This window comes from Actinoplanes sp. ATCC 53533, from assembly GCF_003947245.1.
This window is the reverse complement of record NZ_QHHV01000322.1, coordinates 20,725-30,217: the sequence shown is the minus strand read 5'-3', so window position 1 is coordinate 30,217 and position 9,493 is coordinate 20,725. Positions and strand designations below refer to the sequence as shown.

Annotated in this window: 11 protein-coding genes; 8 read left to right on the top strand and 3 right to left on the bottom strand. The window is 73.6% G+C overall.

All coding sequences use genetic code 11. From position 1 onward, the window contains the following. The coding region (locus DMB66_RS55550; RefSeq protein WP_158647685.1) for an ANTAR domain-containing protein at positions 1-996 on the bottom strand (996 nt) is incomplete at its 3' end. A 503-nt stretch (positions 997-1,499) separates the two neighbouring features. Here DMB66_RS55550 and DMB66_RS55545 point away from each other — a divergent pair. The 7 genes from DMB66_RS55545 (at position 1,500) to DMB66_RS55520 (ending at position 5,090) form a co-directional block, all read left to right on the top strand. Then, on the top strand, positions 1,500-1,847 hold the full coding sequence (locus tag DMB66_RS55545; protein ID WP_125812085.1) for a hypothetical protein: 348 nt from the start codon (positions 1,500-1,502) through the stop codon (positions 1,845-1,847). Then, on the top strand, positions 1,844-2,716 hold the full coding sequence (locus DMB66_RS55540) for a MerR family transcriptional regulator (protein ID WP_125812084.1): 873 nt from the start codon (positions 1,844-1,846) through the stop codon (positions 2,714-2,716). The genes DMB66_RS55545 and DMB66_RS55540 overlap by 4 nt, the downstream gene beginning before the upstream one ends. Continuing rightward, positions 2,697-2,837: a hypothetical protein gene (locus tag DMB66_RS61995; RefSeq protein ID WP_158647684.1), complete on the top strand. Its 141-nt coding sequence runs from the start codon at positions 2,697-2,699 to the stop codon at positions 2,835-2,837. Before DMB66_RS55540 ends, DMB66_RS61995 begins: the two co-directional genes overlap by 20 nt. Beyond that, positions 2,834-3,280: a MerR family transcriptional regulator gene (locus DMB66_RS55535; protein ID WP_199753211.1), complete on the top strand. Its 447-nt coding sequence runs from the start codon at positions 2,834-2,836 to the stop codon at positions 3,278-3,280. Before DMB66_RS61995 ends, DMB66_RS55535 begins: the two co-directional genes overlap by 4 nt. Beyond that, positions 3,277-3,597, top strand: coding sequence for a hypothetical protein (locus DMB66_RS61990; RefSeq protein WP_158647683.1), 321 nt, complete (start codon positions 3,277-3,279; stop codon positions 3,595-3,597). The genes DMB66_RS55535 and DMB66_RS61990 overlap by 4 nt, the downstream gene beginning before the upstream one ends. Before the next feature lie 61 nt (positions 3,598-3,658). Beyond that, positions 3,659-3,991, top strand: coding sequence for a YnfA family protein (locus tag DMB66_RS55525; protein ID WP_125812083.1), 333 nt, complete (start codon positions 3,659-3,661; stop codon positions 3,989-3,991). Positions 3,992-4,259: 268 nt separating this feature from the next. Then, positions 4,260-5,090, top strand: a complete 831-nt coding sequence (locus tag DMB66_RS55520; RefSeq protein ID WP_158647682.1) for a transglutaminase family protein — start codon at positions 4,260-4,262, stop codon at positions 5,088-5,090. A gap of 17 nt (positions 5,091-5,107) precedes the next feature. On the opposite strand, the gene DMB66_RS55515 is transcribed toward DMB66_RS55520, so the two are convergent. Then, a complete protein-coding gene (locus DMB66_RS55515; RefSeq protein WP_125812081.1) occupies positions 5,108-5,422 on the bottom strand; it encodes a type II toxin-antitoxin system PemK/MazF family toxin in 315 nt (104 codons plus the stop codon). 182 nt (positions 5,423-5,604) lie between these two features. Here DMB66_RS55515 and gndA point away from each other — a divergent pair, with 182 nt between their 5' ends. Next, positions 5,605-7,035 (top strand): NADP-dependent phosphogluconate dehydrogenase, encoded by a 1,431-nt coding sequence (gene gndA, locus DMB66_RS55510; RefSeq protein WP_125812080.1) that lies wholly within the window; start codon positions 5,605-5,607, stop codon positions 7,033-7,035. Between the two features lie 76 nt (positions 7,036-7,111). On the opposite strand, the gene DMB66_RS55505 is transcribed toward gndA, so the two are convergent. Continuing rightward, positions 7,112-9,436, bottom strand: coding sequence for a bifunctional diguanylate cyclase/phosphodiesterase (locus tag DMB66_RS55505; protein WP_125812079.1), 2,325 nt, complete (start codon positions 9,434-9,436; stop codon positions 7,112-7,114). Between the last annotated feature and the right edge of the window lie 57 nt (positions 9,437-9,493).

The following is a 9,493-nucleotide window of genomic DNA, read 5'->3' as shown; positions in this document are numbered from 1 at the left end:
GTACACCCGCAGCGGGTGCCCGGCGGCGTCGCGGATCGCGTCGACGACCGTACGCAGGTATTTGATCCTGCCGTTGATCTTGATCCGGGAGGTGAGGTCGACCCGCTCGGAACGCTCGAAGGCCTCCGCCGCCGCCAGCCGCAACGGCGCGTCCTCCGCGACCGCGAGCGCCTCGGTCTCCTGGTTGGACAGCGGGCCCAGCGCCGGGTCCCGTTCGTAGATCCGGTAGAGCTGCGCCGACCACCGGACCTCGCCGCTGACCAGGTCCCACTCGCCCCAGCCCAGGTTGGCGAGCTGCTCGGTGCCGGCGATCCGGTCGCTCTCGCCCGGGTCCGCGCCGTGCCGTACCCAGGTCGTGAAGATCCCGGGGCCGAGCCGGTGCGCCCGCACGGTGAGCCGCTGCTCGCCGCAGGCGACCGGTCCCAGCGCCACCGGCTCGCCGGTGGTCAGCACCCCGGAGAGGCCCGCCATCCGGTCGCCGGCCAGCAGCTCCGGGAACCGCTCCGCCACCCGGGCGCCGATCAGCTGCCGGCCGCGGCGCCCGTCGGGGGTGGCGACCTCCGGGGTGGTGGCGGCGTAGACCAGATCCATCAGCCGGCCGCGCCCGTCGCGGACCGGGGTGAGCAGCGCGGACTGCCCGGGCAGCAGATCGAGCACGGCCTGCACGACGGCGAGCCAGGGCTCGGCCGAGCGCGGCCCGCCGAGCACGGCCCGGGAAGCGAGCACCGTCGAGGGCACCGGCGGGCCCCGGTCGTCGGCGCGCTCGGGGATGTCCAGCATGCCGATCACCCCGGCGGCGACCTCGACCACGTCGCGGTTCTGGTCGGCGGCCATCTGCAGCAGGTGGCGGTGGGCCTCGGCGAGCCGGCAGCGGGTGCGCCCGGCGAGCAGCCCCACCGCCCGGTCCACGGTGGCGCGGGCGCCGTCCCCGGTCACCAGCCGCGCCACCGACCGGAGGTTCTCCATCGCCTCCAGGTAAGCCTGCTGCCCGCCCATACCGCTCCTAGCCTGCCGGGATTCACTCGTCGGCTCCTGCATACGCCTGCGCGCCGCGCCGCGTCATCCCCCGTTCACCTGCACCTGGGGCCCACCTGGGGCGCAACGGGGCCAGGTCACCCGGAAGGACGACCGGGTGCCCTGGGCCGTCCGGCGGCGGGGCATCGGCTGCCCGGACGACCGCCCCCGCCGAACAGCCGAGCAGCGCCGCGCTTCCGCTCTGCTTCCCCATGGGAAGCGTTTCTCCTGGGGAAGCAGAGCGGGATCGCCGTTTCCCATGGGGAAGCAGAGCGGGGGTCATCTGTCGCTTCCGGGCGAACCCATGCGAGCGTCCGACTTACCTTGCGAGTGATCTTGCGAGGCCTCCGCCCTGCCGTGCGAGCCGGCCGGCCGGAATGCCTCGAGCGGCCTGCGGGGGTTGCATCCGGTACCTAGGTACAGGTTTACCGTCGAGTGGACGGCGCCGCACCGGTGCCCGAACCACCTGCTCGAAGGAGCCTGTGATGTCGTTTGACGCTCCGGATGCGTGCACGCTGCCCACGGCCGAGCGGCCGTTGCGGCTGGCTGAGTTCGACGACCTGTTCGCCACGGCCGTGCGCCGGGTCGACCCGATCGACGCCACCCACGCCCGTTTGCACCTGACCGGCCCGGCCGGGTTGGCGGCCCGGGTGCGGGATCTGGCCGCGCGGGAGACCGAATGCTGCTCGTTCTTCACCTTCACCACCACCGGGGAACCGGCGACCGACGGCGAGATGGTGGCGCTCGACATCGAGGTCCCGGCCGTGCACGCCGACGTGCTCGCCTCTCTGACCCGACGCGCCAGCGTCGTCTCGGCGGGGGCGACGTCGTGACCGCCGGCCTGCTGGATCTCACCGAGTTGTCCGCCGAGTCCGGGGTGCCCGCGCCGCGGCTGCGGCAGTACGCCGAGGCCGGGCTGTTGCCGCCGCCCCGGCGCGACGGCGACAGTCTCGGGTACCCGCCTGCCGAGGTCAGTACGGTGCGGGCGCTGGCCGGTGCCGAGGACCTCGGCCTCGGCGCCGACACGCTCGCCACGCTGGCCGCCGGCTGGCGCGACGGCGAGTGCACCAGCACCCGGCAGCGGCTGGCCGACGCGGTCACCGCCCGGCTCGACCAGGTGCAGGCGGACATCGCCGTACGGAATCGGCAGGCTGTCGGGGCCGGACCGGGCACCGCTGCCTGGGTGACGGAGATCGGCGGTAGCGCGTCGCTGTCCGAGGACGCGGCCCGGCTGCAGGCCGTGTCGGCCGCCCTGACGGGCGCGGCGCATGACGGGCCGTGCGGGGAGGCCTGCGGCTGCACCACCGCGCTGGCCGCGGCGGGCACGACCTACCACTTCCCGCACGAGGCCGGCTCCGGCGAGGCGGCACTGGCCTGCGACCTCGTCGCCGACGGCGGCGACGCGCACCACCGGATCGGCGTGTGGCAGCAGGCCCTCGCCCGCGTCGAGCGCCGCGACCCGCTGCCGGATACCCCGGACGGGGTGGCGTTGCGGTTTCCGTTCGACGTCGACCTCGCCGGCACCCTGGCCCGGCTGGCCGCCGCGGAGTACCGGTGCTGCTCGTTCGGCAGCTACACCCTCGTCATCGACGGCACCGGCCTGCGCCTGGAGGTCCGCATGCCCGGCGAGGCCACCGGCATGCTCGCCGCGGTCGTCGGCCTGTCCGACACGGAGGTCAGTGGTGCAGCCCATCAGCCGTGACGACCTGCGCGCGCTGCTCGGCGTCGGCAGCGTCCGGGTCTACGAGGGCGGCAAGACGGACTGGGCCGCTGCTGGGCTGCCGTTCGAGGGCAGCCGGACCGCTACCGGGGTGACCCGGTGAACACGGCGAGGCAGGCCGGGCTGCGCACCAGCGAGGTCGCGGAGCAGGCCGGCGTCAACATCCAGACGCTGCGCTACTACGAACGCCGGGGCCTGCTGCCCGAACCACACCGCTCCAACGGCGGCCACCGGCTCTACCCACCTGACACCATCGCCCTCCTTCAGGTGATCAAGGCGGCGCAGCGGCTCGGGTTCACCCTCGACGAGGTCGCCGACCTGCTCGACGCCGGCCGGCGCCGGCACCCGAGCCCGGACCTGCGCGAGCGAGCTATCGGCAAGATCGCCGAGATCGACCAGAAGATCGCCGACCTCGCCAGCATCCGCGCCTCGCTGTCCGAGGTCGTCGACGCCCGCTGCGACAGCCTCACCAACTGCACCTGCACCGACTGCCCGATCCCGTACCTGACCATCGGCACCACCCGGCCCTCCGGAGACACAGCGTGAGCCAGCCCCTGCCGTCGCCCACCCGCACCGGACACCCGGCGCCGAGGATCGACAACGCGCCGCCGCGGCGCAGCAAGGTCACCGGCGGGCTCGCCGCGCTGGCCTGCGCCGCCTGCTGCGCCCTGCCGGTCCTGATCGCCGCCGGCGTGCTCACCGGCGCCGGTGCGGCGATCCTGGAGAAGACCCTGCTCGCCGTCGCCGGCGGGCTGGCCGCGCTGGCGCTGGGCATGTGGTGGCTGCACCGGCGCCGAGCCGCCCGGCGCGCCGCGGCGTCCGGGGTTGGCCGCGGGTGCGGCGGCAGCGGATGCGGCTGCTGAACGGCGTCTGGGTGCGGCACCCGCGAGGGGCCGCACCCGGGCAGTGTGGTGGCATACGCCGGTGACGATCATCCGTTCCGTCCTGCTGTTCGGCCTGGCCGCGCTTGCCGAGATCGGCGGTGCCTGGCTGATCTGGCAGGGCGTCCGCGAACACAAGGGCGTGTGGTGGATCGGCGCCGGCATCGCCGCGCTCGGCGCCTACGGCTTCGTCGCCACCCTGCAGGCCGATGCGAACTTCGGCCGGATCCTCGCCGCCTACGGCGGCGTGTTCGTCGCCGGCTCCCTCGCCTGGGGCATGGTCGTGGACAAGTTCCGGCCCGACCGCTACGACCTCATCGGCGCGCTGATCTGCCTGGCCGGGGTCGCTGTGATCATGTACGCCCCTCGAAGCTGACGGATGGCCGGACTGCTGGCCTGGGCGGGGGCGGCGCCCCGGACGCGCAAAGATGAATGTGCGAGTGAGCCGATGGGGGTGCTCGTGTCGTCGACTGCCGCCCGGCCGCGCGACGCGCGCACCTGCGGCTACGGCGCCGCCTCGGCTCGCAGGGTTCGGGCGGACGCGACATCATCGTTTCCCATAGGGAAGCAGAGCGGGGTCACCGCGGCCCGTTACCGGGCGACGCGGTGACACGCCGGAAACAGCCATGCCGGATCATGGCGGGATGGACCTCGACGGGGCGCGGCGGATCGGCTTCCGGGTCGAGCAGAGCTTCCGGTACGCGTACGCGGCGCCGGTGACCGCCCTCGCCCAGCGGCTGGTGGTGGTCCCCCGGCGCCGGCACGGCGACCTCTACCGGCGCAGCCACCACCTGGCGGTCACCGGCGCGGCGCACGCCCGGCGGGCCCGGCTGGACGCGGCGGGTAACACGGTGGTGCGGGTGGTCGCCGCCCGGGTCGAGCACGCGGTGGAGTTCCGGCTCACCGCCACGCTGGACCGGGTGGTCGGCGACGGGCCGCCGGAACTGCCGCTCGCGGCGCTGCGCGACCCCCGGCTGCTGCGCGCCACCCGGCTGACGACGGCCGACGAGGCGCTGCGGGAGCTGGCGGCGGGCTGCGCCGCCGCGGACAGCGAGCGGACGGCCGAGCGCGCGTGCGCGGCCGCGCACGCGGCCCTGACCTACGAGTACGGCGTGACCTCGGTGACCACCACGGCGGCGCAGGCGCTCGCGGGCGGCCGGGGTGTCTGCCAGGACTCGGCGCACGTGATGCTGGCGATGTGCCGCCTGCTCGGGGTGCCGGCCCGCTACGTCTCCGGTCACCTGATCGGCCAGGGCGGCACCCACGCCTGGGTCGAGGTGCTGGTGCCGCGCGGCGACCGGGCGGTGGCGCTGGCCTTCGACCCGTGCCACGGCCGCCGGGCCGGCAACGGCTACGTCACCGTGGCGCTCGGGCGCGACTACGCGGACGTGGCGCCGACCTCGGGCACCTACGTGGGCGCGCCGGGCGGCACCCTGACCGGCACCCGCGAGGTCAGCGTCGTCAGCGTGGAATAGTCACGGCTGTCGGGAGGTCACATCTCGAACAGCTCCCGCATCGCCTCGGCGAGCCGGGCCATGCTGGAGCCGGTGACCATGCCGATCCGCTCGGCGCCGACCGAGGCCGGCAGCCGGCGCATCCGGTTGACGACCACGACCCCGGTGATCGGATCCTGCTCGGTGAGCGCCACCGCGAACGGCGGCAACTCGGTGGCGCCGCGCTGGCGCACGATCGGCGCGCAGAACGGCGAGGCGGTGGAACGCTCGTTGTAGCTGTCGGAGGAGAGCACGAGGACCCGGTAGCGCAGGTCGGTGCGGCTGCCGATGGTCCAGATCTCGCCGCGCTTCACGCACGGAGCGTACCGTCGGTCCGATCTTCGCCTGACCGCGCGGTTGCCGCCCACGGGCGAGCCCGGCGCAACCGGTGCTCGGGACCGTCGAACCCTCGGCATAGTGAACACGTAACAATGAACGCGACGGCTTGCGAACGCGGGGAGGATTACCCCGACGCTCGCGTGGAGGAAGGACGTTCATGACGGAAAAGGCCCAAATCGGCGTAACCGGGCTGGCGGTGATGGGCCGCAACCTGGCTCGCAACTTCGCCCGCCACGGCCACACGGTCGCGCTGCACAACCGCAGCTACGGGCGCACCAAGGAACTCGTGGAGGCCTACGGCCACGAGGGCACGTTCATCCCCTCGGAGAGCGCCGAGGACTTCGTCGCGAGCCTGGAGCGGCCGCGCCGCGTGGTGATCATGGTCAAGGCCGGCAAGGCCACCGACGCGGTCATCGACGAGTTCGCACCGCTGCTGGAGCAGGGCGACATGCTCATCGACGCCGGCAACGCGCACTTCGCGGACACCCGCCGGCGCGAGGCGGCGCTCAAGGAGATGGGGCTGCACTTCGTCGGCGCCGGTGTGTCCGGCGGCGAGGAGGGCGCGCTGCACGGCCCGAGCATCATGCCCGGGGGGCCCAAGGAGTCCTACGAGTCGCTCGGCCCGCTGCTCGAGGACATCGCGGCCAAGGTCGACGGCGAGCCGTGCTGCGTGCACGTCGGCCCGGACGGCGCCGGGCACTTCGTGAAGATGGTGCACAACGGCATCGAGTACGCCGACATGCAGCTCATCGCGGAGGCGTACGACCTGCTCCGCTCGGTCGGCGGGCACGAACCGGCCGAGATCGCGGAGATCTTCAAGGGGTGGAACGAGGGCCGGCTGGGCTCGTACCTGATCGAGATCACCGCCGAGGTGCTCAAGCAGGTCGACGCCGAGACCGGTAAGCCGTTCGTCGACATCGTGGTGGACCAGGCCGAGCAGAAGGGCACCGGCCGGTGGACCGTACAGGCGGCTCTTGATCTGGGTGTGCCGGTCTCCGGCATCGCCGAGTCGGTGTTCGCCCGGGCGCTGTCCGGCGACCCGAAGGTGCGCGCGTCGGCGGCCGGGCTGCCGGGCCCGACGGCCACGGCCGGCGCGGGCGGCGCCGACCTGCGGGGCGACGTCGAGCAGGCGCTGTTCGCCTCGAAGATCGTCGCGTACGCGCAGGGCTTCCAGCAGATCCAGGCGGCCAGCGCGGAGTACGGCTGGGACGTCGACCCCGGCCAGATGGCCAAGATCTGGCGGGACGGCTGCATCATCCGGGCGAAGTTCCTGGACTTCATCAAGCAGGCCTTCGACAAGACCCCGGACCTGCCGTCGCTGCTGGTGGACGACTACTTCCTCGACGCCGTCAGCGGCGCGCAGGACGCCTGGCGGCGGGTGGTCGCCACGGCGGCCCAGCAGGGCATCCCGGCACCGGGCTTCGCCTCGGCGCTGGCGTACTACGACGGCCTGCGCGCCAAGCGCCTGCCGGCGGCCCTGATCCAGGGGCAGCGGGACTTCTTCGGCGCGCACACGTACCGGCGCGTCGACAAGGACGGCACCTTCCACACCATGTGGGGCGCCGACCGCAACGAGGTCCCGGCCTGATCGCACGGTGCCCGGCCCGCTCAGCCGGGCCGGGCACCGAGCAGGCCGACGTCCCGTCCGACCACCCGCCGCGGGTTCACGCCGCGGTGGCCGGCACCACGACCGGGACCATCAACGCGGCCAGTTCCTCCGGCGGCAGCGGCTTGGCCATGAAATAGCCCTGCCCCAGCCGGTAGCCCATCGCCCGCAGCCGGTCCAGCTGCGCCGCCGTCTCGATGCCCTCGGCCACCGCGTACAGGTCCAGGTATTCGGCGAGCTGGGCCACCGCCGCGGCGACCGCCAGCCGGCCCCGGTCCTCGCCGTCGCAGATGCCGTCCACGAAGGACTTGTCCAGCTTCAGCACGTCCACCGGGAACGCGCGCAGCAGGCTCAGGCTCGACTGGCCGGTGCCGAAGTCGTCCAGGGCCAGGCGCACGCCCAGCTCGTGCAGGGCCTGCAGGGTCTCGCGGACCTGCCGGCCGTCGAGCACCGAGGACTCGGTGACCTCCAGGACCAGGTTCGCCGGGATCAGCCCGGTGTCGCTGAGCACCGCCGCGACCTCGTCCACGAAGCCCGCCTCGCGCAGCTGGCGGGCCGCCACGTTGACGTTGATCGACTGGATGGCGGCGGGGCCGTACTCGGCGTGCCACTTCGCGAGCTGCCCGCAGGCCTCCCGCAGCACCCAGGCGCCCAGCGGGATGATCAGGCCGGACCGCTCGGCCACCGGGATGAAGTCGGCCGGCGACACCGGCCCGCGGACCGGGTGCTGCCAGCGGACCAGCGCCTCGGCGCCGGCCATCCGGCCGGTGACGAGGTCGAAGACCGGCTGGTACGCCAGGTACAGCTCGTGCCGGATGATCGCGTTGTGCAGCTCGCTGCCGAGGCGCGCGTGATTGACGACCTCGTTGCGCATCCGCGGCTCGAAGCGCGCCCAGGACGCCTTGCCGGAGGCCTTGGCCGCGTACATGGCGATGTCGGCGTTGCGCAGCACCTCATCGGCGTTGTCGCCGGGCCCGGCCAGCGCCACGCCGATGCTGGCGTGCGCGAGCAGCTGATGCTCGCCCACCCGCAACGGCACCGCGAGCGCGGCCAGGATGCACGCGGCGGCGGCCTCGGCGGCGGCCGGGTCGTCGACGTCGAGCAGCACCGCGAACTCGTCACCGCCCAGGCGCGACGCCAGGTGGGTGACGGTGCTCTGGTGGCGCAGCCGCTGGGCCACCTCGACGAGCAGCTGGTCACCGACGGCGTGGCCCAGGGTGTCGTTGACCATCTTGAAGTCGTCGATGTCGACGAGCAGCACGCTGGCACACAGGTGCGCGTCGAGGCGCTCGCCGAGCACCGCGCCGAACCGGGCCCGGTTTGCCAGCCCGGTCAGCGGGTCGTGCATCGCGAGATACTCCAGCTCGGCCCGCTGCCGGCGGATGCCGACCAGCAGCCGGTCGTTGGCCCGCAGGCCGAGCAGCTGCCGGGTCACCACGAACGTCGCGATGAGCACGGCGCCGATGATCACGACGCGCTGGTGCCAGCCGAGCTGGCGGGCGGAGACCGTGATCACCAGGGCCGCGGTCGCGATCACCGAGGCCAGCGGCAGCACGTTGTAGGAGCCGCGCGCCGGCGGCGCGGCGACAGACGCCGCCGGGCGGCGCAGGACAACTTCCTGACGGTACGCGGCCAGCGCCATCGCCACGCCGATCAGCGGTACGGCCAGCACCGAGATGATCAGCCGCCCGGTGTCCCCGCCGGCGATGAGCAGCACCGTGACGGCGACCGCGACCATGGGTGCGACGGTCAGGATGCGCAGCGAGACCGAGTCCACCACGCTGGCCGGGCTCATCGCCGCGCGGCCGATGACGACCAGGGAGATCAGCGCGCCGACCCCGACGGCGGCGGCGCCGTTGCGGGTGACCGCCGAGGTGGCCGGGCTGGCGAGGTCGAGCACGACGTACCAGTAGATCAGCGAGCCGGCCACGGCCACGGTCGCGCCGTCGAGGAAGAGCTGGGCCCAGCGCAGCGCGGACCGGCGCTCCACCGGCAGCCGCAGGAACGCGAGCACCGACATGACGACGCCGAGCAACGTCGGCACGGCCATGTACGGCGACAGCCCCGGATCGTTGTTGGCGAAGGCGAACGAGCAGACGGAGCCGATCCCGACACAGATCGCCGAGTGTGAGAAGAGCCGCCAGAAGCCCCGGACCGGGCGCGGCACGACGATCATCGACCCGATCCGGCGGCAGGCGAGGAACGCGGCCACCATGGCCAGCGGGCCACCGGCGTAGCCGGGCATCAGGGAACCACCGTCGCGCATCACCAGCCACCCGGTCACCCCGGCCACCGACAGCAACGCCAGCACCAGCGGGAGCGCACCCGGGCGGGCCGGCTCGACCGCGCGCCGGCGGCCTACCCGCGTGTCGGCTGCACTCATCGCTGCGTTCTGCTCCCTGGTCGCTGTCGACGGCTCTGGCGCAGTACCTGTCGGCGG

Bases quoted from the DNA above. Each gene is read 5' to 3' on its own strand.
- DMB66_RS55545 (WP_125812085.1), top strand. From the start codon at position 1,500: ATGTCGTTTGACGCTCCGGATGCGTGCACGCTGCCCACGGCCGAGCGG.
- DMB66_RS55520 (WP_158647682.1), top strand. From the start codon at position 4,260: ATGGACCTCGACGGGGCGCGGCGGATCGGCTTCCGGGTCGAGCAGAGC.
- gndA (WP_125812080.1), top strand. From the start codon at position 5,605: ATGACGGAAAAGGCCCAAATCGGCGTAACCGGGCTGGCGGTGATGGGC.
- DMB66_RS55505 (WP_125812079.1), bottom strand. From the start codon at position 9,436: ATGAGTGCAGCCGACACGCGGGTAGGCCGCCGGCGCGCGGTCGAGCCG.